This window comes from Streptomyces sp. NBC_00075 (assembly GCF_045041225.1).
GTDB lineage: Bacteria > Actinomycetota > Actinomycetes > Streptomycetales > Streptomycetaceae > Streptomyces > Streptomyces adonidis.
This window is the reverse complement of the sequence record NZ_CP108243.1, coordinates 5,334,777-5,357,763: the sequence shown is the minus strand read 5'-3', so window position 1 is coordinate 5,357,763 and position 22,987 is coordinate 5,334,777. Positions and strand designations below refer to the sequence as shown.

Annotated in this window: 22 protein-coding genes; 7 read left to right on the top strand and 15 right to left on the bottom strand. The window is 69.7% G+C overall.

Going from position 1 to position 22,987, the window contains the following annotated elements:
• Positions 1 to 112: 112 nt before the first annotated feature.
• The 6 genes from OG787_RS23220 to OG787_RS23195 all read right to left on the bottom strand — a co-directional run bounded on the left by OG787_RS23220 (position 113) and on the right by OG787_RS23195 (position 6,640).
• Positions 113 to 1,147: a zinc-binding dehydrogenase gene (locus OG787_RS23220; protein WP_369030120.1), complete on the bottom strand. Its 1,035-nt coding sequence runs from the start codon at positions 1,145 to 1,147 to the stop codon at positions 113 to 115.
• 59 nt (positions 1,148 to 1,206) lie between these two features.
• Positions 1,207 to 1,809: an SDR family NAD(P)-dependent oxidoreductase gene (locus OG787_RS23215; RefSeq protein WP_405536264.1), complete on the bottom strand. Its 603-nt coding sequence runs from the start codon at positions 1,807 to 1,809 to the stop codon at positions 1,207 to 1,209.
• Between the two features lie 22 nt (positions 1,810 to 1,831).
• Entirely contained in the window at positions 1,832 to 2,836 is a 1,005-nt protein-coding gene (locus OG787_RS23210; protein WP_405536263.1) for a GDSL-type esterase/lipase family protein, read from the bottom strand.
• A gap of 262 nt (positions 2,837 to 3,098) precedes the next feature.
• Positions 3,099 to 5,333 carry an MMPL family transporter gene (locus OG787_RS23205; RefSeq protein ID WP_405536262.1) on the bottom strand — a complete coding sequence of 745 codons (2,235 nt, stop codon included), beginning with the start codon at positions 5,331 to 5,333 and terminating at the stop codon, positions 3,099 to 3,101.
• 64 nt (positions 5,334 to 5,397) lie between these two features.
• A complete protein-coding gene (locus OG787_RS23200; protein WP_369030124.1) occupies positions 5,398 to 5,616 on the bottom strand; it encodes a hypothetical protein in 219 nt (72 codons plus the stop codon).
• 190 nt (positions 5,617 to 5,806) lie between these two features.
• Positions 5,807 to 6,640, bottom strand: coding sequence for an SDR family oxidoreductase (locus tag OG787_RS23195; RefSeq protein ID WP_369030125.1), 834 nt, complete (start codon positions 6,638 to 6,640; stop codon positions 5,807 to 5,809).
• 88 nt (positions 6,641 to 6,728) lie between these two features.
• On the opposite strand from OG787_RS23195, the gene OG787_RS23190 reads away from it, so the two are divergent.
• The gene (locus tag OG787_RS23190) at positions 6,729 to 7,385 is read left to right on the top strand and encodes a TetR/AcrR family transcriptional regulator (protein ID WP_405536261.1); all 657 of its coding nucleotides are present in this window, start codon (positions 6,729 to 6,731) and stop codon (positions 7,383 to 7,385) included.
• 13 nt (positions 7,386 to 7,398) lie between these two features.
• Here OG787_RS23190 and OG787_RS23185 read toward each other — a convergent pair whose 3' ends face one another.
• Both OG787_RS23185 and OG787_RS23180 read right to left on the bottom strand, forming a co-directional pair.
• On the bottom strand, positions 7,399 to 7,587 hold the full coding sequence (locus OG787_RS23185) for a hypothetical protein (RefSeq protein ID WP_405536260.1): 189 nt from the start codon (positions 7,585 to 7,587) through the stop codon (positions 7,399 to 7,401).
• Between the two features lie 14 nt (positions 7,588 to 7,601).
• Positions 7,602 to 8,024: a hypothetical protein gene (locus OG787_RS23180; RefSeq protein ID WP_369030128.1), complete on the bottom strand. Its 423-nt coding sequence runs from the start codon at positions 8,022 to 8,024 to the stop codon at positions 7,602 to 7,604.
• A 272-nt stretch (positions 8,025 to 8,296) separates the two neighbouring features.
• On the opposite strand from OG787_RS23180, the gene OG787_RS23175 reads away from it, so the two are divergent.
• Positions 8,297 to 9,028, top strand: a complete 732-nt coding sequence (locus OG787_RS23175; RefSeq protein WP_369030129.1) for a dienelactone hydrolase family protein — start codon at positions 8,297 to 8,299, stop codon at positions 9,026 to 9,028.
• 67 nt (positions 9,029 to 9,095) lie between these two features.
• Here the strand turns inward: OG787_RS23175 and OG787_RS23170 are convergent, their stop codons facing one another.
• The 4 genes from OG787_RS23170 to OG787_RS23155 all read right to left on the bottom strand — a co-directional run bounded on the left by OG787_RS23170 (position 9,096) and on the right by OG787_RS23155 (position 13,353).
• Positions 9,096 to 10,436 (bottom strand): DUF3500 domain-containing protein, encoded by a 1,341-nt coding sequence (locus OG787_RS23170; RefSeq protein ID WP_405536259.1) that lies wholly within the window; start codon positions 10,434 to 10,436, stop codon positions 9,096 to 9,098.
• A gap of 202 nt (positions 10,437 to 10,638) precedes the next feature.
• Positions 10,639 to 12,120, bottom strand: a complete 1,482-nt coding sequence (locus OG787_RS23165) for a sensor histidine kinase (RefSeq protein ID WP_405536258.1) — start codon at positions 12,118 to 12,120, stop codon at positions 10,639 to 10,641.
• Positions 12,117 to 12,857 (bottom strand): response regulator transcription factor, encoded by a 741-nt coding sequence (locus OG787_RS23160; RefSeq protein WP_369030132.1) that lies wholly within the window; start codon positions 12,855 to 12,857, stop codon positions 12,117 to 12,119. Before OG787_RS23160 ends, OG787_RS23165 begins: the two co-directional genes overlap by 4 nt.
• Before the next feature lie 82 nt (positions 12,858 to 12,939).
• The gene (locus tag OG787_RS23155) at positions 12,940 to 13,353 is read right to left on the bottom strand and encodes an SsgA family sporulation/cell division regulator (RefSeq protein ID WP_369030133.1); all 414 of its coding nucleotides are present in this window, start codon (positions 13,351 to 13,353) and stop codon (positions 12,940 to 12,942) included.
• Positions 13,354 to 13,510: 157 nt separating this feature from the next.
• Here OG787_RS23155 and OG787_RS23150 point away from each other — a divergent pair, with 157 nt between their 5' ends.
• The 3 genes from OG787_RS23150 (at position 13,511) to OG787_RS23140 (ending at position 17,448) form a co-directional block, all read left to right on the top strand.
• Positions 13,511 to 15,211 (top strand): sigma-70 family RNA polymerase sigma factor, encoded by a 1,701-nt coding sequence (locus tag OG787_RS23150; protein ID WP_405536257.1) that lies wholly within the window; start codon positions 13,511 to 13,513, stop codon positions 15,209 to 15,211.
• A gap of 195 nt (positions 15,212 to 15,406) precedes the next feature.
• Complete coding sequence (locus tag OG787_RS23145; RefSeq protein WP_369030135.1) at positions 15,407 to 17,125, top strand: lysyl oxidase family protein; 1,719 nt, start codon at positions 15,407 to 15,409, stop codon at positions 17,123 to 17,125.
• A gap of 158 nt (positions 17,126 to 17,283) precedes the next feature.
• Positions 17,284 to 17,448 (top strand): hypothetical protein, encoded by a 165-nt coding sequence (locus OG787_RS23140; RefSeq protein WP_369030136.1) that lies wholly within the window; start codon positions 17,284 to 17,286, stop codon positions 17,446 to 17,448.
• A gap of 99 nt (positions 17,449 to 17,547) precedes the next feature.
• Here OG787_RS23140 and OG787_RS23135 read toward each other — a convergent pair whose 3' ends face one another.
• A complete protein-coding gene (locus tag OG787_RS23135) occupies positions 17,548 to 18,405 on the bottom strand; it encodes a calcium-binding protein (protein ID WP_405536256.1) in 858 nt (285 codons plus the stop codon).
• A 251-nt stretch (positions 18,406 to 18,656) separates the two neighbouring features.
• Between OG787_RS23135 and OG787_RS23130 the strand changes: the two genes are divergently transcribed.
• Together OG787_RS23130 and OG787_RS23125 are read left to right on the top strand one after the other, a co-directional pair.
• Positions 18,657 to 20,252, top strand: a complete 1,596-nt coding sequence (locus OG787_RS23130) for a carbohydrate-binding protein (protein WP_405536255.1) — start codon at positions 18,657 to 18,659, stop codon at positions 20,250 to 20,252.
• 185 nt (positions 20,253 to 20,437) lie between these two features.
• Positions 20,438 to 21,856: an ATP-binding protein gene (locus OG787_RS23125; RefSeq protein ID WP_405536254.1), complete on the top strand. Its 1,419-nt coding sequence runs from the start codon at positions 20,438 to 20,440 to the stop codon at positions 21,854 to 21,856.
• A gap of 53 nt (positions 21,857 to 21,909) precedes the next feature.
• Here OG787_RS23125 and OG787_RS23120 read toward each other — a convergent pair whose 3' ends face one another.
• Positions 21,910 to 22,395, bottom strand: coding sequence for a DUF4265 domain-containing protein (locus OG787_RS23120; RefSeq protein WP_405536253.1), 486 nt, complete (start codon positions 22,393 to 22,395; stop codon positions 21,910 to 21,912).
• A gap of 115 nt (positions 22,396 to 22,510) precedes the next feature.
• Positions 22,511 to 22,876 carry a hypothetical protein gene (locus OG787_RS23115; protein ID WP_369030141.1) on the bottom strand — a complete coding sequence of 122 codons (366 nt, stop codon included), beginning with the start codon at positions 22,874 to 22,876 and terminating at the stop codon, positions 22,511 to 22,513.
• Positions 22,877 to 22,987: the final 111 nt, after the last annotated feature.

The window sequence follows — 22,987 nt, the reverse complement described above, 5'->3', positions numbered from 1 at the left end:
TCAAGCAATACGGCACATGTAGTAGTTCGTGGATGTCCTGTGGGGATGTGGGTCATGGGCGGCACCGGCGGGCCCGGGGGTGCGTCCCCTGGGCCCGCCCGTCCGTCATGTCCTACTCGTCGAAGGTGACGACGACCTTTTCGGCGGCTCCGGGGGTGAGGGCGAGGGTGAAGGCGGTGTCGACCTCGTTGAAGGGGATGCGGTGGCTGATGAGTTTGGCGAAGCGTTCGTGGTGTTCGACGATCTCGGGGGTGACTTCGAAGATCTCGGTGGGGTAGCCCTGGGAGGCGATGAGGGTGAGTTCGCTGCGGAGCATGCCGCCGAGGTCGATGTCGGAGCCCTTCTTCTGTACGGCGACCATGACGAGCTTGGCCTTCCATTTGGCGTTGTCGACGACGGTCTGGAAGACGGCGGGGGCGCCGGCGGCGTCGATGTAGATGTCGGTGGCGGGGCGGGGCTGGCCGAGGGCGTTGGCGGCCTGGCCGTGGAGTTCGGTGAGGCGTTCGGTGACGTTCTCGGTCCTGGAGTTGATGACGGCGTCGGCGCCGACGGCGAGGGCGGTCTCCAGGCGTTCGGGCAGGACGTCGGCGACGACGACGTGCTTGACGCCGCGCAGCTTGAGCCAGATGGTGGCGCCCAGTCCGATGGGTCCGGCGCCGAAGACGACGACCGTGTCGTCCGGGGTGGCCTCGGAGCGGTTCACGCAGTGCCGGGCCACCGCCATCGGCTCGTTCAACGACGCCACCTCGAAGGGGACGGTGTCGGGGAAGACGGCCACCGTCTTGCCGACCTCGGCGTTCTCGAGGAGCAGGTACTCGCTCATCGCGCCGTGCGCGCCACCACAGCCGATGATCCCGGTCGGGGCGTCCTGTGGGTTGACGACCACGCGGTCGCCGACCTTCAGGTCCTTGACGTCGGCGCCGAGTTCGACGATCTCTCCGGCGGGTTCGTGGCCCAGGGGGATGGAGCGCATGGAGCCGTCGGCGCCGGGCATGCCGCCGAGGTGGAGGAAGAAGGTGTCGGTGCCGCAGATGCCGCAGGCGCGGATGCGCATGAGGGCGTCCTTGGGCCCGGGGACCGGACGTTCGACGTCGACGACCTCGACCTTGTCCTTCGCGGTGTGCACGGACTTCATGGTGGTGGACATGAGATAACTCGCCTTCTCTGTAACGAGGTTGGGGTGGTGGGGGGTTGGGGGGCTGGAGGTCAGACCGTCGGCCGGCCGACGGAGACCGGCAGGACCGTGCCGTTGATGTCGCGGGCGGCGTCCGAGGCCAGGAAGACGATCGCGGCCGCCTGTTCCTCGGGCGCGGTGCCGTTCGCGGCGGGTCCGGTGGTGATCGCGTTGGCGCGTATGCCCTGGTCGCGGTACATGGCAGCAAGCTTCTCGACCAGGTCGGCGATCCTGTGCCGCGACACGGCGCGGGCATCGGCGGTGGCGAAGACGACCGAGCCGCCGCCGTCCGCGAGCAGGTGCGGCAGGGCGGCCATGGTGAGGGGGTCCATGCCCCCGGCGTTGTTCACCAGGACGTCGATGCCGCCGAAGGCCTCCATCGCGGTGGCGACGACCTGCTCCGCGACCCGCTGGTCACCGAGGTCGCCGACGATCGCGAGGGCCGTTCCGCCGCCGTACTCGATGGTCTTCACGACCTGGCGTACGGCGTCCCGGTCGCGGTCGGTGACCAGGACGTGGGCGCCTTCCTCGGCGAACTCCAGTGCCGTGGCCCGGCCGAGGCCGGAACCGGCGGCGGTGACGACGACCCTGCGGCCGTGGAGTTCGCCGGTGCTGCTGCTGTTGTTGTCGCTCATGGGGGGCTCCGTGGGCCGTGGCTTACTTGGCGGCGTCGATGGCGTGGAGTACGGCGTCCGCCATGCCCCGTTCGCCTCGGGCGTTGGGGTGGACCGGGGCCGCGGGGGCGAGCGGGATCATCGGTTCGATCCAGCGGGTCGTACGGTCCGAGCAGGCGTCGCGGCCGACGGAGGGCTTGTACGTGTCGACGTACACCGCACCGGCCGCCGCCGCCCGTTCGCGCAGGGTGGTGTTGAGGGACTGCGCCTCCTTGTGGAGGAAGGGCACGTCGGCGGGGGCGAGGCCCAGTTCGCGGCCGCAGTCGCTCGCCGTCGGCGGCAGGATCGCCGGGTAGCCGACGACGTACACCTCGGCCTGCGGGGCCCTGCGCTTCACCTCCGCCAGTGCGGTGGCGAGGCGGGTGCCCGCGGTGTCGATCCGCTGCTGTATCTCGTCGGTGCCACCGGAGACGTACTCCTCGCGGCAGGGTGCGGCGACGCCCGTGTACTTGCCGCTGCCCATCGCGTAGTACAGGACGCCCGACTTCATGCACTGCTTGATCAGTGAGCTGAAGCCGATGTCGTTGCCGCCGATGCCGATCGTGACCAGACGGGTCTCGTCCGAAAGGGCGGAGAGCTGGGCGCGGTTGACGCCGTTGTCGGTGGACTGGGGGGAGGTGAGGTCCGCGATGGTGGCGCCGGTGCAGCTCATGTCGCGGAAGTCGGCCGGGTCCAGGGCCAGTTGCTCGGCCACCAGGGAGGGGTAGTTGCGGTCGGAACGGTCGCAGCCGGCGGGGGTGGAGGAGGCCTGGGAGGGGATGTTCGGGCCGGAGGTGTAGGAGTCGCCGAGGGCCACGTACGGGCCGTTCTCCCGGGAAGTCGGTGAAGTCGTGGAGATCGTGGGGGAGTTGGTCGCCGGGGTCTTCTGGTGGGTGACCGCCACCGGGGTCTTGTCGTTGCTGTCGTCGTCGTTGCCGAGGGTCATCGCGGCGAGGAAAACGCCGCCTGCCGCCAGAGTGGCGAGGCCTGCCATCGTGGGGGTCTTCATGGGGGTGCCGTCCTGCTTCCGTCTCAGTGGGCCGGGCCGTTGCGGTGCTTCTTTGTTGGTTGCCGGCGGGCCGTGGACTGCGGCTGCGGGCCGATGAGCGGTGACACAGGCGGTGTTGTGCCGGTGAAGGGGGTGTCCTCGGGGCGGCGGCGGACGGGGGGAGTTGTCCGCCGCCGGCCCCGGGACGTGCGCGCCGTTCCCCGTCCCCACGGGTCCGGCGCTGAGGCCGCCTCTGGCTACGGAGGCGGCCCCGGTACGGGGGTCAGTCCCGGTCGGGTACGAGCACCGGGGTCGGACCGGGCGGCGGGACCGGCGTGGGTGCCGTGGCCGTCGCCGGGGTGGCGTGGTGGGTGAGCGCCTCGCCCTCCACGTCGACCTTGGGGAGGACTCGGTCGAGCCAGCGGGGCATCCACCAGGCGGCCTTGCCGAGCAGGGCCAGTACGGCGGGGACCAGGGCCATCCGGACGATGAAGGCGTCGAAGAGGACCGCGATGGCGAGCCCGAAGCCGATCATCTTGATCATCGACTCGCCGGCTCCGATGAAGCCGGAGAAGACGGCCATCATGATCAGCGCGGCGGCGACGACGACCCGGGCGCTGTACCGGAACCCGGTCTCGATCGCCTGCTTGGGCTCGTCCCCGTGGACGTACGCCTCCCGCATCCGGGCGACCAGGAACACCTCGTAGTCCATGGCCAGTCCGAAGACGATGCCCACCAGGAAGATCGGCATCATGCTCATGATCGGGCCGGTCGTCTCGACGCCGAGGAGCGAGGCGCCCCAGCCCCACTGGAAGACCGCGATGACGGAACCGAGCGCGGCCATGACCGAGAGGAGGAAGCCGAGGGCCGCCTTGATCGGTACCAGGATCGAGCGGAAGACCAGGAGCAGGAGCAGGATCGCCAGACCCACGACCACGATCAGATACGGGATCAGGGCGGACTGGGTCTTCTCGGCGACGTCGATGTTGAGGGCGGTGGTGCCGGTGACCTCGAACTCGGCGCCGGTGGCACCTTCCGTGGCCGGGCGTTCGGACCTGATCGTCTTGACGAGGTCCTGGGTCTTCTTGTCTGTGGGCGAGGTGGCCGGGACCGCGGTGAAGATCGCCGTGTCACCGGCGCTGTTGAAGCGGGCGGGGGAGACGGAGACCACGCCGTCCGTGGCGGCGATCTTCTTCTCGATCGTGGCGACGGCGGCCTTGGGGTCGCTCGCCCCCTTGGCGTCCACGACCATCATCAGCGGACCGTTGAAGCCGGGGCCGAAGCCGTCGGCGAGGGCGTCGTAGGCACGGCGTTCGGTGGTGGAGGTGGGCTTGGCCTCGTCGCCGGGCATGCCCAGCTGGAGGTCCATCACGGGTATCGCCAGGGTGCCGAGACCGGCGACGGCGGCGATGAGTACGGGGACCGGGCGGCGCAGGACGAAGCGGGCCCAGCGGCTGCCGCCGTTGTTCCGGGTGTCCTCCTTGGCGTGGCCGCGCTTGCGGGTCTTGCGGGACAGGACGGCGTTCGGCCAGAAGCCGAGGACGGCCGGGACGAGCGTGAGGGCGATCAGGACACCGACGACGACCGCGCCGGCCGCCGCGAGGCCCATCTTCGTCAGCATCGGGATGCCGACGACGGACAGTCCGGCGAGGGCGATGACGACGGTCAGGCCGGCGAAGACGACGGCCGAACCGGCGGTGCCGGTGGCGAGGGCGGCGGCTTCCTGAGGCGTGTGCCCCTTGCCGCGCTCCTCGCGGTAGCGGGAGACGATGAACAGGGCGTAGTCGATACCGCAGGCCAGGCCCAGCATGGTGGCGAGGGTGCCGGTGGTCTCCGACAGGCCGAAGGTGCTGGCCACGGCCATGATCCCGGCCATGCTGATGCCGACGCCGAGGATGGCGGTGAGGAGGGGGAGTCCGGCGGCGGCCATCGAGCCGAAGGTGATGAGGAGGACCACGGCGGCTATCGCGATGCCGATCGCCTCGGCCGCGCCGCCCGCCGACGGCTGGGTGGCGAGGGCGTCCCCGCCGACTTCGACGGTCATCCCGGAGGCCCGGGCCGTGTCGATGGCGTGTTCGAGGGAGGTCTTGCTGGCGTCGGTGAGGTCGTCGGCCTTCGCCTTGAAGGTGACGGTGGCGTACGCGGTGGTCGCGTCCTTGCTCACCGCGTCGGCCTGGAAGGGACTCACGGCGGAGGCGACCTGGGCACCCTTGCCCGCGTCGGTCACGAGCTTCTGGATCACCGCGCGGTTCTCGGTGGCGGTGACCTTCTCACCGTCCGGCGCGATGAACACGATCCGGGCGCTCGCGCCGTCGGCGGCGGCCCCCGGGAAGCGCTGTTCCATGAGGTCGAACGCCTTCTGGGACTCGATCCCAGGCATGCTGTTCTGATCGTCGGGGGCGGCGGGCGCCGACGCGGCGCCGAAGCCGACGGCGGCCAGTACGGCCACCCAGAGGAGGAGGAAGGACCACCGTCGGCGGAAGGCCAGACGGCCGAGTCTGTACAGGAACGTGGCCACGGGAACCGATCTCCAGGATCTGCGGTACGGGCAGGGGACGTCTTCTTCGGAAGGGGGCGGACCGTCAGATCCGCTGGCGGTGCGACCCACGCCCCTGCTGTCCCTGCTGCTGCCCGCGGCTCTTGAAGAGGCTGACGCCCGCTCCGAGCGAGACGACCCCCATGCCGACCCCGGTCATGACGCCCTGCGAACCGTCGACGACGAACGGCGCGACGGCCGCGACGACGAGGTTGAACAGGAACAGGAACCAGAGGACCGGCTTGGAGGCGAGCAGGGACTTCATGGGATTTCCTTCCACGTGGGGCCCGGAAAGGGCCTGATGGGGAGCCGTTTGCTTCCGAGATCAACGATCCCGGGAACGGCTCTCCACCACGAGGGAGTGCTCTCCCGAACCGGAGGTGTAGCCCGCTACACCTTTCGCCCTGCCCCTGTCCCCTGTCCTGTTGCTCCTCTCCCTGTCCCTTGTCCCTGTCTCAGGCGGAGAGCTTGACCCGTCCCGCGCGTACGGCCGCCACCGAGCCGCCGTCGACGAGGAGGTCGGTGCCGGTGACGAAGGACGCCGTCGGGCCGAGCAGGAACGCGACGCCGTCGGCGATGTCGTCGGGGGTGCCGAGCCGCCCGCTGCCGGAGGCCTCGACCATCGCGCGCATGAAGGCGCCGGACTCCCCGTCCAGCTCCTGCTGTCCCATCGGCGTCGAAATGACGCCCGGGCTCAGGGAGTTGACCCGTGCGCCACGCCTGCCCCACTCCACGCTCGCGACCCTGACGCGCAGGATGTTGGCCTGCTTGGAGAAGCCGTAGGCGCGGCCCGGGTCGGGGTTGGCCTCCGGGGTGGCGAAGGGCAGGTCGAGCAGCTCGTCGGCGGGCGTGTTGATGAGCGCCTCCTCCTGTACGGGGGTCAGCGGCGGCATCATGTGCGCCGAGCTGCTGGAGATCACGACGCCGGCTCCGCCCGGGGCGATGACCTGCCCGAACTCCTCCAGCACCAGGGCGACGCCCAGCAGGTCGACGGCGAGGATCGCGGCGGAGGGTGCCTGGGCCGGGGAGAGGCCGGCGGTGTGGACGACCTGGGTGACATTGCCGAGGCCGGCCGCCGTCTCGGCCAGGGCGGCGACGGACTCGCGCGAGGAGACGTCGACCTTGCGGGTGTGGACGGCGTGGCCGTCGCCGCGCAGGGTGTCGGCGAGCGACTTCAGGAGGGCCTCGTTGAAGTCGGCGAGCAGCACGACCTTGCCCGGGCCCTGCCGGCGCGCGACCGCCTGCCCCATACCTCCGACGCCGATCACAACCAGTACGTCCATGCTCATGGCGGCCCGTCCTTGCTCCAGGAATTAATTTCGAGACTAACTGTCTCGTAATAAACGGAGCATACGACCCGCGCCCTACGCTGGGAACATGCGCGAGGGGAAAATGTCGAAGACGCGGGATGCGGGGGAGACGGGAGACACGGTGGAGGAGCGCCGGGGCAGGCCGCGCAGCACCGCCACCCACCAGGCGATCCTCAAGGCGACCCGTGACCTGCTGATCGAGGGCGGCTACGCCCGCCTCACCATGGACCGGGTGGCCTCCAGAGCGGGCGTGGGCAAGCAGACGGTGTACCGCCGCTGGCCCTCGAAGGCCCCCATGGTCGGCGAGGCGGTCATCCAGGGCTACCTGTCCACGACCACCGACGGCACGGCCTCCCCGCTCGACACCGGCGACATCGACCACGACCTGCGCACCTGGCTGCACATCACGGCCACGGCGATGGCCGACCCCGAGTACGGAGCGCTGGTCCGCGCCCTGACGGTCGCCTCGGCCGAGAACCCGGCCGACGCGGAGTCCCTCTACCGACAACTCGCGGGCCCCGGCCAGAAGGCCCTGGTCCACCGCCTCCAGACGGCGGTGCAGTCCGGCCAGATCCGCCCGGACGCCGACCTGGAGGCGGTCGCCGACGCCTTCATGGGCACCCTCCTCCACCAGATCCTGCTGGGCGGGTCGGGGGTGTCGGGGCGGCGGGTGGAGGGGTTGCTGGATGTGGTGATGGCGGGGTTGCGAAGGGAAGGTTCCTGAAGTCCCGCACGCTCTACCGCTTCAGGGCCCGGTACCGCTTGAGCAGGGCGGTGATCCGGTCCTGGTCGGCGGCCCCGTTCAGCTCGGTGAGCAGGTCGTCGGGGCACAGCTCGTACAGATCGCCCCACCAGCGGCGCCCCCGGTTGTCCCAGATCCGATACCCACCGGGCACACCCCGGGCGACGTAACGCCTCCTGCTCACGATCTCCCTCTCCCTCACAACTGCCGGCGCCACCAGGGCTCGTCGGGATGGTCGATGTGAATGATCCGGGCCCGGTCGAGGATGACGCGGTCCAACGACCGTACGAGCGTGCGCAGTTCGCGGGCGCTCTTTCTGGGCAGGGCGTGGAGCACCGCTTCGAGGTGGTCGCGGAAGTAGCCCGGGCAGCAGCCGCATCCGGGGATGCCGCACGCCTCCGCCGGAAACGGCTCCGCGAACCGGCGCGACGGCCCGTACGCCAGAAGCTTCCACTGGGAGAAGGCGCCGGCCGTGGACTCGTACCAGCGGCGGCTCAGTTCGAGTCGGCGGATGTCGGCGTTGCAGGAAGCGGAGAGCCGGTCGATGGAGGCGGGCCGCCCCCAGTGCTGTCTCCGTGCGGGAATCTCGCCCCGTAGGGCGGACGGGCGCCTACGCGGCACTGGCCTTTCGGCTGTCGGTCATGGGAGGGAACGTACAGGTCCTCGCAGTGGGCCACCACGGAATAACGGGTCGCCATGCAACAGCCGGCGTCGCAAAACCAGTTGGCCGGCCACGGCCGCCCCTGTTAGCTTTCCGGAGGCCGTGCGTCAGGACGAGGAGGTGGTACCCGTGAACGTTGTATCGACATGGGTGCTCTCCTTCGGGGTCACGGTCGGGCGGTAGGCAGGTCGCCCGGGAGCGCCGTACATGAGCCCTCCCGAAAGGCATGACCATGCACTTCACTTCTGAGCGCCGCCTCGACGACGGCGTCCTCGAACGCGAGTTCACCCTCGGCGAGATCCCCGGCACCCTGTGGACCCCTGAGTCCGCCACGTCCGCCGCGCCCGTCCCGCTGATCCTGATGGCCCACAACAACGGGCTGTCCAAGAGGGAACCCCGGCTGGTGGCCCGGGCCCGGCACTCCGTGGCGTACGGCTACGCGGTGGCCTCCATCGATGCCGCCGGATGCGGCGACCGGCCCCGTTCCGCCGCCGACGAGCAGGCCCGCGCCGACATCCGCCGGGCCATGGGGGCCGGCGAGCCGGTCGACGAGATCTTCGAGTCCTACATCGGCCCGCTGGTCGAGAAGGCGGTCCCGGACTGGCGGACCACCCTGGACGCTCTGCTCGCGCTGCCCGAGATCGGCGGCCCGGTCGGGTACTCGGGGTGGACCGCCGTCGGTATCCGGCTCGCGGTGACCGAACCCCGTATCGCGGCCGCCGGGTTCTTCGCCGGGGGCTATGTGCCCCGCGCCCAGCGCGAGGAGGCCCGGCAGGTCGGCGTTCCGCTGCTGTTCCTGTTGCAGTGGGACGACGAGGGGAACCCCCGGCAGCGGGCCCTGGACCTGTTCGACGCCTTCGGTACCAAGGAGAAGACGCTGCACGCCAATCTGGGCGGGCACACCGGCACCCCGTGGTTCGAGGTGGACGACGGGAACCGGTTCTTCGGCCGGCACCTGAGGTAAGACCTCACGTACGCGGGCCGCACCCATGACGACCCATGGGTGCGGCCCGCGCCATGACAGAGAAACCTCAGTGGTGGTGAGGTGATGTCAGGTAGTGCTGCCTGAGCAACTCCCTTCCGTAGTCGTTGCCGTTCGGGGTGCGGATGATCGAGTGGACGTGTTTCTGCGTCGCACCGTCGCCCTGCGTGGCCCCGTACGCGCCCGCCAGCGGGCCCGGGCCCTGGCAGTCGACCTCGACCCAGACGACGGGGCTGTGGACGCGGACGTAGAAGGCGGAGTCGTCGGCGGTGCCGCCCGCCCAGGTGACGTAGGTGTCGGAGAGGTGCTTGCTCACCTCGGACATCCGCACCTTCGCCGCGTCCGCCTTCGCGCGGCCGACGAACGCCTCGACTATGCCGAGGAGTTTCTTCTTCTGGAGGGAGGTGAGCGCGTTGCCGCGCAGGCCTGCGTACTCCTGGACCGTGTTGTCGGCGAACGCGCCCGCCTTCATCGACTCGTTCGACTTCGTCGTCGACTCGATCGCGACTGATTGCTGCGCCGTCGTCAGGGAGTTGATGAAGGCCAGGCTCGCCACGACCTCCTCGTGGCAGACCGTCACCGTCTCGCCGTCGATCTCCATGGACGTCGGTTCCGAGCCCCAGAAACAGGGGCTCATGACCACCTGGTCGCCGAGGACGAAGTAGTTGACGACCAGGTGGTGGCCGTCGAACTGGAAGCCCCACGGCTCGGTCGCCGACGGGGTGCCCATCACCGTCCAGTAGTACGCGTCCTCGTTGAAGGCCGTCGTGTTGCCGATCGCCTCGCCCGCCGCCTGGTTGATCCTGCGGATCCTTTCTGTGGTCTCCAGGCCGTCCGCGCTCAGGGCTGCCTTCAACAGGGCTGTTCCCAGGGCTTTTTGAGCATCCGTCAGATCTGCAAGCGAGACGCCCTGGCGTTCGTACGAGTCGATGTTGCTCCACAGTCGCCACTCCGTGGAGTGGACCGTGAACTGCGTCGACGCCTTCTGGGTGTCCGTGAGCCCGGCCAGGAAGGCGTTCGCGGCGGTGATGACCGGGGCGGTGGCGACCTTTGTCGAGTGGATCGTGAACAGGTCGTCCACTCGCTTGCCGTCGGTCGTCAGGCCGAAGAAGTCCTCGGTGATCGTCATGTTGCCGGGGCCGCCGCCGGTACCGCCGCCCGGGCCCCCGCTCGGCGCCCCGCTGGGAGACGCCGACGCGTCCGCCGTCGCCGTGCCCGTCGTCTCGTCCGCGAGGGCGGTCCAGGCGCCGGCGCCGCCCATCGTCACCACCGCCGTGGCGCCGCCGGCGAAGAACACCTTGCGCATGAAGTTGCGCCGGTTCGCGAGTGCGTGACGTGCGGTCTCCGGCGCTGCCGACTCCCCTGGCTGCCCGGTCTCGTGCTCGCTCATCGCACTGGTTCCCTTCGTCGTGGCCGCGTCCCCGATGACCGGCCGGCCGCACGTCGACAACCCTGGTCCAGCCAACTGAGGCAGGGCTGAAGCGGGCCCCGCGGGCGGGCCGGAACGGGCGCGCTGGACGTCGTACACACTGCCTCTGAACTGGCTTTCTGTGGACACCCTTAGCGTTTGCGCGACCTGAGGGGGACGAGGCTCAGGCGTTGCCCTCGGCCGGGAGTGTCACCGTGAACTCCGTACGGCCCGGTTCGCTCTGTACGTCGATCCGGCCGCCGTGCGCCCGGGCGATCGCCGTCGCGATGGCAAGCCCGAGGCCCGAGCCGCCGCCCTCACCATCACCGCCTGTGCGGGAGCGGGACGCGTCGGCGCGGGTGAAGCGTTCGAAGACCGTCGGGAGGAGGGCGGGCGGGATGCCGGGGCCGTCGTCGCGGACCCGGATCACCCGGTCGGTGGCGGTGGCCTCCACGACGACCGTGACCTTCGTGCCGGCGGGCGTGTGCACGCGTGCGTTGGCCAGCAGGTTGGCCACCACCTGGTGGAGCCGTGCCGCGTCGCCCACGACCGTCGCCGGTGTCGCCGGGCCGTCGAGCCGCAGCGCCAGCTGCCAGTCGTGGTCGGCGCCCGCCGCCCGCGCGTCCCACACCGCCTCGGCGACCAGCGTCGCGAGGTTCACGGGCGCCGACCGCAACGGCCGCCCCTCGTCCAGCCGGGCGAGCAGCAGCAGATCCTCCACCAGCCCGGTCATCCGCGCCGACTGCGCCGACACCCGCCGCCAGGCGAGGTCCGGCTCCAGACCCCGCACCTCCTCGTCGCCGCTCATCAGCTCGGCGTACCCGGCGATCGACGCGAGCGGCGTACGGAGTTCATGGCTGGCGTCGGCCAGGAAGCGCCGCATCCGTACCTCGCCGCGCTGCCGTTCCGCGAGCGACGACTCGACGTGGTCGATCATGCGGTTGAGGGCCGCGCCGACCTGCCCGGGCTCGGTCCCGGGGTCGGTGTCGTACGAGGGCACCCGGGTCAGCGCGGCCACCTCGCCCCGGTCCAGCGGCACCCGCGAGACCTCGACCGCCGTGGCGGCGACCCGGTCCAGGGGCCGCAGCCGGCGCCGTATGACCACCGCCGAGACACACCCCGCCACCCCGAGACTGACGACGGCGATGGCCGCCTCGACCACCACCAGCCGGTTGATCGTGTTCTGTACGTCGCCCATGGGCAGCCCCGCGAGCACGGGCACGCCGTCGCCGCCGATGGCCGTGACGCGGTAGGTGCCGAGGCCCGGGATCGTACGGGTGTGCAGGGAGCCGTCCGGCGTGATGCCGTCGAGGGCGGCCCGCTGGGCGGTGGTGAGGGTGCGCTGGAGACCGTCGGCGGTGACGACCTCGGCCGCGATCACCCCGCCGTCCGTGTCCCCGCCGGTGAAACGCGCGGCGAGCGTACCGGCGGGCTGGCCGCGCTCGTTGAGGAAGCCCAGGTCGGTCGCGCCGCCCGTCCGGCGCTGAAGTCCGCCCTGGCTGCGGTTGGCCGCGTCGGTGACGCGCTGGTCCAGGTCGCCCAGCAGATAGGCGCGTTGGACGAGGACCGTGGCGAGCGCCATCACCGTGCAGACGACCACGAGGGTGCCCGAGATGAACAGCACAAGGCCGGTCCGCAGCGACCGTCGTGCTCGGAGACGTGTCAACTGCCGTTCTCCGGAGCCCTGATGGTGTACCCGGCCCCGCGCACGGTGTGGATCATCGGCGCCCGGCCCTTGTCGAGCTTCGCGCGCAGACCGTAGATGTAGACCTCGACGAGATTGCCCTCGCCGTCGAAGGAACTGTTCCAGACGTGGTCGAGCAGCTGGGCCTTGCTGAGCACCTGACGCGGATGTTCCATCAGGAAGCGGAGCAGGTCGAACTCCTTGGCGGTGAGCGGGATTCGGACCCCGCCGCGCTGCACCTCACGCGTCTTCTCGCCCAGGACGAGATCGCCGAGCACCCGTACGGACTCGTCCTCGGCCGCCGCCTCCGCGCCGCTCCGGCGCAGCAGTCCGCGCAGCCGCAGCATGACCTCTTCGAGGGAGAAGGGCTTGGTGACGTAGTCGTCCGCGCCCGCCGACAGCCCGTCGATACGGTGTTCGAGGGCGTCCCGGGCGGTGAGCATGAGCACGGGCAGTCCGGCGTGCTCCTGTCGCAGCCCGCGCAGCACCTGGAGCCCGTCCACGTCGGGCAGCATCCCGTCCAGCACGACGGCATGCGGGGCGCAGCCGCGCGCGATCCGCAGCGCACTGTGTCCGTCCGCCGCGAGAAACGGCTGCCAGCCGGCTCCGGCCACGGCCACGGACAGCAACTCGGTCAGCTCCGGCTCGTCGTCGACGATCAGCACACGTACGGCGCCTTCGGGGGCCACTGCCTTGGGGGTGTCAGTCGTGCCAGACATGGTGCCGAGCATTCCTGAGCGGGCTGTGGGCAGGCTGTGTGCGGGCTGAGCCGCGTCGAGGTGGGTGCGGGTGCGGGATTTCTCAGACCCCGCCGAGCAGCAGGGCGAGTCCGCGTTCGACCTCCGCCGCCAGGTCCTCCGTGCCGGGTGCGACGACGCCGTACGAGCGGTGCAGGAAGCGCTGGAGCTGTGCCGTACGGAAGCGGACCACGGCCAGTCCGTACGGCGAGTGGAGTTCCACGACCGTGCGGGTCGGGCCGCAGGGCCACAGGTGGACCTCGCCTATCCCGGCCGGGTGCTCGAGTCCCTCTGCCAGGAGGGTCCGGGAGAAGGTCCAGGTCACCGCTTCCCCGTCGACCGAGACATCGACGGGGAAGTCGATGTTGACGGCGAGCGGGTCGGCGGAGTCGTAGCGCAGGGTGACGGTGAGGGGGAGTTCCTGGTAGCCGGGAGTGATCAGGCGGGCGCGGGCGGAGTGTTCCAAGGTTCTGTTCATGCCCCCTCGACTCTGGGGAGGGGTCCGGTATTACGCCGTTACGGGAGTCACCGCATGTGACGTGTGTCACTTCCTGTAATTACTTGAGATTTTTGTCATCTAGCCTTACAAACTCGTCCCCAATACCCGTCCGCAGGTAACTGGAGCGTTCCTGCCCATGATTGACAACACCGCCACCGCGACCGACGCGTACGCCCGCATCTACGAGGAGCAGCAGCCGCGTCTCGTTGCATACGCGCGTTCGCTCACCAAGAGCAGCTGGGCCGCGGAAGACCTGGTCGCCGAGGCGCACTTCCGTGTGTGGCGACGCCTGTCGGCAGGGCACGAGATCGACAACGTGCCCGCGTACCTGATGACGACGGTCCGGCACCTGGCGTCCACCGTGGGCAGCAACTCGGCGCGCGAGACCCCGCAGGATCCGCAGGACGGGCCGGAGCGGCTGGAGCGTTCGGAACGGGTCGTGTCCCAGGGGCGTCACGTCGACGACCCCGCCGAACAGGTCTCCTCGGTCGACCTGTTGGTACGCGTGCTGGGCCAACTCCCCGACCGCTGGGTCAAGGCGCTGTGGCTCGCGGAGGCGGAGGGCCAGCCCCTGGCGGCGATCGGCCCCCAGATCGGCACCGGCATCAAGGAGGGCGCCACCGCGGTACTCCTCCACCGCGCCCGCGAGGGCATGCGCCAGGCATTCCTGCGCGAGCAGCCCGGCGTCCCCAACAGCACGGCCTGCGAGCCGTACTGGGTCCGCATGCCCGCGTACGTACGCGGCACCGCGACCCGCCGCCAGTCCGACCAGCTCCTCGCCCACGCGGACACCTGCGACGACTGCCGCCACCGCCTCGCTTTGCTGATGCGCACGAACGACCGGCTGCCCGTGCTCGTCGGCCCGGCCCTGCTGGTGCTCGTGGTGGGCGGTACGGGCAAGTACCTGCTGTCGTTCGCGGCGGGCTCCGCAGGCGCGTCGACCGCGCTGGGCGCCGTGGCCGGCCAGGGCGGTGGGGTGCTGCACGCGGTACGTCATGCCGTGGCCGGCGGTTCGAAGATGCCGAAGGCGATCGCGGTGAGCGCGGGGGCGGCGGCAGCGGCCGTCGCGGTCACCCTCGCGCTGACCTCCCCGCAGGTCCAGCTCCAGGAACGGTCCAGGGTCCCGCTGGCGGACAAGCCCTTGTCCCCGGCACCGGTGGCGGAGGTACCGGCGACGGTGCCCCTGCCGTTGAAGGCGACTCCGGCGACCGTGCCGGCCCCGGAGAGGGGGGCTGCGGCGGTTCCGGAGGGGGTGCGAGAGGCGGTACGGGAGGCGGTACGGGAGGCGGTACGGGTACGGATACCGGTCGCTTCGGTGGTCACGGTGACTGGGGGGAGCGGTAGCGACAGCGGTGTTGATGCGCCCAGTGCTCCCACGACTCCGGGTGAGCCCAGTGAGCCCAGTGCTCCGAGTGAGCCCAGCGCGCCGGTCGAGCCCGTGCCGGATCCTCCTGTCGCGGAACCCGAGCCCGAGCCCGAGCCCAAACCGGTGGTGCAGGAACCTCCGGTCGAGGAACCGGCGCCGCCGGTGAGCGAGGAGCCTGGGGCGCCTGAGACTCCGGACGTTCCGGTGTATGTGCCGCCGGAGACGCCGGAGACCCCGGAAACTCCGGTGGTGGAGACGCCCGTTGAGGAGCCTCCGGTGGAGGAACCCCCGGTTGAGGAACCCCCGGTGGTGGAGACGCCGGAGCCGCCGGTCATCGAGACCCCGGTGACCCCCGAGCCTCCGGAGGTTCCGGTCCCCGATCCCGCCCCGGACCCGGACCCGGTCACTCCAACTCCCGTCGATCCCGCCCCTGTTGAGGAGACCCCGGTTCCTGACCCCGGGCCCTGCTGACCGGACGGTCGGGAAGCCGCTTTCGGCTGAAGTTTTCCTCGCCAGGCAACCTGGGCAGCGCTTCTCCTGTCTCACAGGTTGCTCACAGACATGGCCTGGGCGCGTGGGGTGCGTCCGTACGTAGGTCGGCCGGTCGTGGGCTGTGTCCAGCCCGGTGCCACTTGACCATGGCACCGGCAGACAGACGAGGAACCGATGACCACTCAGCAGGACAGCAGTACCAAGACCAACAAACGGATGAAGCACTCGGCGCTGGCGGCGGGGGCCGCGCTGGCCGTCGTCGTGTCGGTGGCCGGAGCGGCGCCCGGTGCCGGGGCCGCTCCGAGCGCCGCGCCCACCAAGCCGAAGCTCAGACTCGTGGCCGCGACGGACTCCGTGACGGCCCAGCGCTGGGAGGGGGAACCCGGCGTCTACCTCGACCTCGGCACGTACGTCACGGTGGACGACGTACCGCTGGAGTTCAAGGTGACCCGGAAGTCGTACAAGGACCCGGTGGTCGCCGAGCAGATCATCCGCAAGGGCGGAAAGGTGCAGGCGAAGCGGCTGCCCGCCGGCATGGTGAAGGACTTCGAGGGCCTGCCGGGCTTCCTGGAGGTGTCGTTCCGGGACGCGGCCGGGAAGGAGGTCGCGAAGAACAAGGGCACGTTCTGCCCGAACAACGCCTCCGGACGTATCCGCCCGGACGCCCCGGCGACCTCGCACTTCCCGGAGAGCTGCGCCAGTAACCCGTTCACGCTGGGCGGGGTGTGGGGCATCGAGAAGGGCTGGGCCGCCAACGCCAGTTCGATCGACTACGACAAGCCGGTGGATCTGCCGGTGGGCGAGTACACGGCGAAGGTGTCGATCGGGAAGGCGTACCGCGACCTGTTCGGCATGCCCGATGACCAGCCGACCATCAAGGTGTCGGTACTGCCCGAGAGCGAGGGCGGCGAGAGCGGAGGCGGCGGCGGAGTCGGCCTGACCGCGCGTTCCTCCGCCCATCACGGAGGGGGCCATGACAGTCATGGGACCCACGGGGCACCGCTCGCGTCGTCGCACCACTACGGCCCGCGCGGCGCGGACGCGCCCACCATCCCGGCCTTCCCCAACGCCCTCGTCGACCGGGGTACGGCACACCACCTGGGCGACGGTCCGGGCCACACCGACGGTTCACGCGTCGCGCCCGCGCTGAAGGCCGCCGCCAAGCGGCCCACGGGCAGGGCGGGCGTACCGGCCAACGTGCCCAAGCCCGACCTGCGTTCACTGCCCGCGTGGGACATCGCCATCACGGACGGCGAGGACGGGGACGTACCCGGAAAGGACTACCTGGCGTTCAGCGCGAACGTGTGGAACGCGGGTCCCGCGCCCCTGGTGGTGGACGGCTTCCGCCAGCGGGGCAAGGACCTGATGGACGCCTACCAGTACTTCTACGACGCGAACGGCAAGCAGGTCGGCTACACGCCCACCGGCACCATGGAGTGGGACCCCCGCGTCGGCCACGAGCACTGGCACTTCACGGACTTCGCGAGCTACCGCCTGCTGAGCGCCGACCAGACCAAGGAGGTGCGCAGCGGCAAGGAGGCGTTCTGCCTGGCCAACACCGACGCGATCGACTACACGGTGAAGAACGCCAACTGGCACCCGTACAACACCGATCTGTCGACGGCGTGCGGCGAGAAGAACTCCCTCTCGGTACGTGAGGTCCTGGACGTCGGCTCCGGCGACACGTACACCCAGTACCGCCCCGGCCAGTCCTTCGACATCACGGGCCTGCCGAACGGCACGTACTACATCCAGGTCATCGCCAACCCGGAGAAGCGCCTCCAGGAGACCAACCTCAACAACAACGTCGCCCTGCGCAAGGTGATCCTCGGCGGCACGGAGGGCGCGCGGACGGTGACGGTACCGCCGCACGACCTGATCGACGTCAAGTAACCCGTACCTGGCGTGTGTTGCACCTCCGAGGGGGAGAACAGCCCCTCGGGGGTGCAGCCAGCTACACCCCCGATCGGGTGGGTCGCTCCATGGTTCGGTCGTCCGGGCAACGGCATTGTTGAACCCAACGAACCGAAGCCCCGCGAAAGGAACCAGGGATGCCTACCGAGACCGACCTCACCCCGCTGCTCACGGCCTGGGACCAGGCACACCCGGCCGCCCCCACCGCCACCGTCGTGGACCTGGACTGGCGGCACATCCTGGACGAGATCGCCCACCCGCACACCACCCAGGCCTTCCACCGTCTGGCGCAGGCGGCTTGATCCCGTACGTGTACGTACTGATCGGCCGACCCGAACACCAGAGAGGCCCCGGAGAAGTCCTCCGGGGCCTCTGGCTGTGTCGGTAGCTGTCAGTGCTGGTCAGTCCTGGCGTACGACATTCGTGCCGGTGCCGCCCGAGAGGATGTCCTTGGCGGGGCCGCCGTACAGCTTGTCGTTGCCGTTGTTGCCCCACATGTAGTCGACCCCGCTGTTGCCCCACATGACGTCGTTGCCCGCGCCGCCGTACAGGTTGTCGCCGCCGGGCCCGCCGTAGATCGTGTCGTTGCCGTTGTTGCCGTACAGGAGCTGGCCGTCGGCGCCGCCGCGGAGCACGTCGTTGCCCAGGCCGCCCTCCGCGATGTCGCCGTTGGTGGTGATGGTGTCGTTGCCGTCACCGCCGCGCACGAACGACGCCGGGCCCGCGGTGATGGTGTCGTCGCCCGCCCCACCGTCGACTCCGTTGGCGTCGACGCTGCCCCGGTCGGTCAATTTGTCCTTGCCGGCGCCCAGGCTGATCGAGTTGCCGTAGTAGGCCTCGCCGGTCTTGTTGGTGAAGTCGAGCACGTCGTTGCCGTTGCCGAGGTCCATCGTCAGGATGTTGTACGGGCTCTGGCTGTCCACGGTGACGACCGTGCACAGGACCTTCGTGCGGTCGGCGGAGTCGGGGTAGACGCATCCGCGCCCGATGCTGATCGGAACGACGTCGTCGATCGCGAAGGTGACGTCCGTGTGGTCCGTGGCGTCGGGGTAGGCCTCGGTGACGGTCAGCTTGTTGGTCTGGCCGGCGGCGGCCGTGTAGCTCAACTCGCGGTCGTTGAAGCTGACTTCGGCCTTCGCGGACGGCGTCGCGGCACCGGCCGTACCGGCCAGCGCGAGCGGGACGGCCGCGAGTCCGGTGCCGAGGGCCAGGGCCATCGCGATTCGGGTCGCCCGACGGCCGGTGGGGGATGAGGACATGGTGCGTAACCTCCAGGTTCGGTGACGCCATGTGAGACGGCCGGGGGGATCCCTGGGTTGTGGTGACCTGCCCAAGCGAACGGCCAAGCGTTCGGGCAGAAGGGACGCTGACGTCCACGCACATGAACAACGATCAAGTACGTGACTATTGACGTGTCCAGGACCACCCCCCTACCTTCCGGGAGAAAGCGCTTTCCAATCCGGCCCGGAAGCTGATCCATCCCGATCCACCGTCCTGGAGATGGAGAACCATGAGCCACGCGAGTCACCCGAGTCACCTGAGGCATCTGAGACCAGTCACGGCGTGCGTCGGCCTGCTGGCCGGCACCCTCGTCGCCCTGTCCGGCACGACCGCACAGGCCGCGACCACCCGCTACGAGGCCGAGACCTCCCCGTCGGTCTGCACCGGCACCATCGACTCCGACTGGACCGGTTACTCCGGCAGCGGATTCTGCAACGGCACCAACGCGGCAGGCGCGTACGCCCAGTTCACCGTTTCCGCACCCGCATCGGGCACGGCGACACTGAGCGTACGCTTCGCCAACGGCACGACCACCGCCCGTGCGGTGGACGTCATCGTGAACGGCACGACGACCACGACGGCCTCCTTCGAGAGCACGAGCACCTGGACGGGCTGGACGACGAAAACGCTGACCGTCCCCGTGGTGGCGGGCAGCAACACGATCCGCCTGAACCCGACGCTCGCGGCGGGCCTCCCCAACATCGACTACCTCGACGCGAACGTCCCGGACGGCGGCGGCACGACACCCCCCACGGCGTCGGCGTTGTACGTATCCCCGTCGGGCACGGACAGCGCGGCGGGCACGTCGACGGCGCCGACGACGCTGACCTCCGCGATCAGCCGTATCACCGCGGGCGGCACGATCTACGTCCGCGGAGGCACGTACACCTACGCCTCGACGGTCACGATCCCGGCGGGCAACAACGGCACGTCGACGACCCGCACGACGCTGTCCGCGTACCCGGGCGAAACCCCGGTCCTCAACTTCTCCTCCCAGACGGAGAGTTCATCGAACCGAGGCCTGCAACTCAACGCCAACTACTGGCACATCAAGGGCCTGGTCGTCGAACGGGCCGGTGACAACGGCATCTACGTCGGCGGCAGCAACAACGTCATCGAGCGCACGGTGACCCGCTTCAACCGCGACACGGGCCTCCAGCTCGGCCGTATCTCCTCCAGCACCCCGGCAGCCGACTGGCCGGCCAACAACCTGATCCTGAGTGCCGAGTCGCACGACAACGCCGACTCGGACGGCGAGGACGCGGACGGCTTCGCGGCGAAACTGACGACAGGCGCGGGCAACGTCTTCCGCTACGCGGTCTCCCACAACAACATCGACGACGGCTGGGACCTCTACACCAAGACCGACACGGGCCCCATCGGCCCGGTGACCATCGAGGACTCCCTCGCCTACGAGAACGGCACCCTCACCGACGGCTCCCAGGCCGGCAACGGCGACCGCAACGGCTACAAGCTCGGCGGCGACGACATCGCCGTCAACCACATCGTCCGCCGGAGCATCGCCTACAACAACGGCAAACACGGCTTCACCTGGAACAGCAACCCGGGGACCATGGCGGTGTCGGGGAACGTGAGCATCGACAACACCGAGCGCAACTTCAACTTCGACGGCGGCACATCGGTGTTCCGCGACAACACGTCGTGCCGGAGCGGCAGCGGCACGAACGACCGGGTCATCGGCGATGCCGATACGTCGAACCAGTTCTGGTCGGGGAGCAATGGGGGGCGGTGCTCGGCGTATGGGGGTGGGCTGAGCTGGTCGTTTGGTTCGGATGGGCGGCTGGGGGTGGTGTTCGGGGGGTAGGGGGCCGTACTGGACCGAGTTGGGCTGTGCGTGTGCGCTGCCCTGGGGCACCTTCGGGTCGGTGACCTGGAGGTGCCCTTTCGAATGGCCACTGATGTTACTAACGTAGATGTTAGTAACATTGAGGTTAGTAAGTCTCTGGGGTCGAGGCTGAGTGGCTGGTCGGACATACGAAGGGCAATGGCGTGGGCGATTTCGTGGGCAGGACGCGCGAGCTGGAGACGCTGAACCGGGAACTCGGCAAGGTGGCGGCCGGGGTCGGCGGGGAGCGACCCGGGCGGTGCCTGATGCTGCGGGGGCGCCGGCGCGTGGGGAAGTCCCGGCTGGTCGAGCGGTTCGCTGAGCGGTCCGGCGCACCCTTCGTCTTCTACGCCGCCACGGGAGCTTCGCCGCAGATCGACCTCGATCGGCTCGGGCGGGACGCCCAGGCGTCGAACCTTCCGTTGGCCGGCCTGCTGGCCTCGGCCCGTCCGGCGAACTGGGACGACGCCTTCGACGTGCTCGCGGCAGCCCTGCCCACCGACCGGGCGAGCATCGTGGTCATGGACGAAGTGCCGTATCTGATGGATGCGGAGGGGGCGTTCGAGGGCACGTTGCAGCGGGCGTGGGACAGGGTGCTGGAGGTCAGGCCGGTTCTGCTCATCCTCATCGGCTCCGATCTGTCGATGATGGAGGCCCTGAACAGCTACGGCCGCCCCTTCCATCAGCGCGGCCGGGAGATGGTGCTCGGTCCCCTCAATCCGGCTGAAGTGGGCGGGATGCTGGGCCTTGACCCGGCCGAGGCGTTCGACGCGGCGTTGATCACCGGTGGGCTGCCCCTGATCTGCGCGGAGTGGCCACACGGTGCGGGGGTCTGGGACTTTCTGTCGGCTGCCTTGAACGATCCGGTGTCCGCCCTGCTGGTATCGGCCGAGCGGTCGCTGGCCGCAGAGTTCTCGCAGCAGGTGCAGGCGCGCACGGTGCTGTCGGCGATCGGGAGCGGCGAGCGGACCTTCAGCAACATCGGCCGTGCGGCCGGCGGTATAGGAGCCACTCCGCTCCAGCGTTCGTTGGGCGCGCTCACGGACAAGAGGGTGATCGCGGCCGAACTCCCTGTGTCCACAGGCCCTTCGAAGGACCGGCGCTACCGGGTCGCGGACCCCTATCTCCGCTTCTGGCTCCGATTCCTCGGGCCGGCGATGGAGGAGATCGAACGGGGCCGGGGTGATCTGACGCTGGGGCGCGTCCGCGAGAACTGGACCAGCTGGCGTGGTCGCGCCGTCGAGCCCCTCGTACGCGAGGCCCTGGCACGCCTGCTGCCGGACGCGTCCCTTCCCGCCGCCCCCGCGATCGGCGCCTACTGGACGCGTACAAATGACGTGGAGATCGACATCGTCGGAGCGGACCGTGCCCCCATCGCCAAGGAGTTGCTGTTCGTCGGCTCGGTGAAGTGGCTGGAGAACGCGCCCTTCGACCGTCACGACCTGTCGGCGCTCCTGCGCCACCGCGCGATGCTCACGTCCGAACCGATTCCTGTGGTCGCGGTCTCGCGCAGCGGCACGGACTGCACGGGACTCGACGCCGAATACGGCCCGGCGAGACTCTTGGAGGCATGGCCATCCTGACCGGGGGAGGAGTGGCGTCGCCGCTGCACGAGAGACACCGTCGAACAACCAGGTCAGTCAGCGCTGAGAGCGCGCCACTCGGCGGTGACACACCCCTCTTCCATGTCCCACCACGACTTGGCCACACCATGGTTGAGCAGCCGTTGGACCTGAGCGAGATCCGAGGTAGGAGGGATGTCCGACGCGACCATCCCGAAGCGCTCGATCCCCTCGCCACACACGCCCAAGCGGTGAAAGGCGTCGAGGACGCTCTGCCGCGCAGCACCGGAGCCTCCCTCGCGAAGCACGATCAGGCGAATGGTGCAGTTCCCCGACGGACGAACCACGTCGCCGGCCCACAGCACGCCCTCTTCACCGGGGTTCGCCGCGAGTACGTCACCACATGCGACCCCCCGTACGAACCACGGGACGTTGTCGAGCTTCACGGTGCCGTCGCCCTGATCGATCGCCCACAGGCTTTCCACTCCCGCTGGAGGCCAGTTGTCCTCCAGCTCAAGGCGGAAGTGCACCTTCACGTAGTTGGCCCAGCTCTCGGTCATCCCGTCAGGATGCCCGCCCCCTCGACATGAGAGCCGCGGAGGATGGCGCGGGCCGACATGCTGCCGCGTGCCTTCCCGGAAGGAGCGCATGCGGTGGCTGTGCCTCGTCAATGCGTCAATGCCGATCGGCGATGCGGAACTCCATCCATTCGACGCCCGGGACGTTGAAGTGCGCACCGATGTTGGCAGCCGCGATGCCCTCGAACTCGTGCTGGTTGCCTGGCCCTTGACTGCCCAGGCTCCATGGAGTCGCGATCTTCCACGCACACTCGAGGACGGTCATCAGAGCGCGCTCCGGAGTAGGGCACTGGAGCGGGGAGACCAGCCGCAACACGGCCAGTTCGGGAAACTTGCAGTACCGCTCGTAGTTCTCGATCTCGACGGGGCGATCCAATCGATCCGCAAGGCGCCCGACCACCCGCTCGGCGCTGCGGCGATCGTTCGCGTGTACGTGACAGCGCCATTGGATCGACTCGAACATGGCGGAAACCATACGGGCCAGGCGCAGCCACGTGTAGTCCGGTGCGGTGGCTGAAATCCGCCTTGGGCGGCCGACAGGCAATGTGGCGAACGCTTGTGGGAAGCACCTTCC

Excerpts from the sequence above, each read along its gene's own strand:
- OG787_RS23175 (WP_369030129.1), top strand. The coding sequence starts at position 8,297 with ATGCACTTCACTTCTGAGCGCCGCCTCGACGACGGCGTCCTCGAACGC.
- OG787_RS23140 (WP_369030136.1), top strand. The coding sequence starts at position 17,284 with ATGCCTACCGAGACCGACCTCACCCCGCTGCTCACGGCCTGGGACCAG.
- OG787_RS23120 (WP_405536253.1), bottom strand. The coding sequence starts at position 22,395 with ATGACCGAGAGCTGGGCCAACTACGTGAAGGTGCACTTCCGCCTTGAG.
- OG787_RS23155 (WP_369030133.1), bottom strand. The coding sequence starts at position 13,353 with ATGAACAGAACCTTGGAACACTCCGCCCGCGCCCGCCTGATCACTCCC.
- OG787_RS23190 (WP_405536261.1), top strand. The coding sequence starts at position 6,729 with ATGCGCGAGGGGAAAATGTCGAAGACGCGGGATGCGGGGGAGACGGGA.
- OG787_RS23195 (WP_369030125.1), bottom strand. The coding sequence starts at position 6,640 with ATGAGCATGGACGTACTGGTTGTGATCGGCGTCGGAGGTATGGGGCAG.
- OG787_RS23150 (WP_405536257.1), top strand. The coding sequence starts at position 13,511 with ATGATTGACAACACCGCCACCGCGACCGACGCGTACGCCCGCATCTAC.
- OG787_RS23215 (WP_405536264.1), bottom strand. The coding sequence starts at position 1,809 with ATGAGCGACAACAACAGCAGCAGCACCGGCGAACTCCACGGCCGCAGG.
- OG787_RS23160 (WP_369030132.1), bottom strand. The coding sequence starts at position 12,857 with ATGTCTGGCACGACTGACACCCCCAAGGCAGTGGCCCCCGAAGGCGCC.
- OG787_RS23200 (WP_369030124.1), bottom strand. The coding sequence starts at position 5,616 with ATGAAGTCCCTGCTCGCCTCCAAGCCGGTCCTCTGGTTCCTGTTCCTG.
- OG787_RS23210 (WP_405536263.1), bottom strand. The coding sequence starts at position 2,836 with ATGAAGACCCCCACGATGGCAGGCCTCGCCACTCTGGCGGCAGGCGGC.
- OG787_RS23220 (WP_369030120.1), bottom strand. The coding sequence starts at position 1,147 with ATGTCCACCACCATGAAGTCCGTGCACACCGCGAAGGACAAGGTCGAG.
- OG787_RS23170 (WP_405536259.1), bottom strand. The coding sequence starts at position 10,436 with ATGAGCGAGCACGAGACCGGGCAGCCAGGGGAGTCGGCAGCGCCGGAG.
- OG787_RS23135 (WP_405536256.1), bottom strand. The coding sequence starts at position 18,405 with ATGTCCTCATCCCCCACCGGCCGTCGGGCGACCCGAATCGCGATGGCC.
- OG787_RS23145 (WP_369030135.1), top strand. The coding sequence starts at position 15,407 with ATGACCACTCAGCAGGACAGCAGTACCAAGACCAACAAACGGATGAAG.
- OG787_RS23115 (WP_369030141.1), bottom strand. The coding sequence starts at position 22,876 with ATGTTCGAGTCGATCCAATGGCGCTGTCACGTACACGCGAACGATCGC.
- OG787_RS23130 (WP_405536255.1), top strand. The coding sequence starts at position 18,657 with ATGAGCCACGCGAGTCACCCGAGTCACCTGAGGCATCTGAGACCAGTC.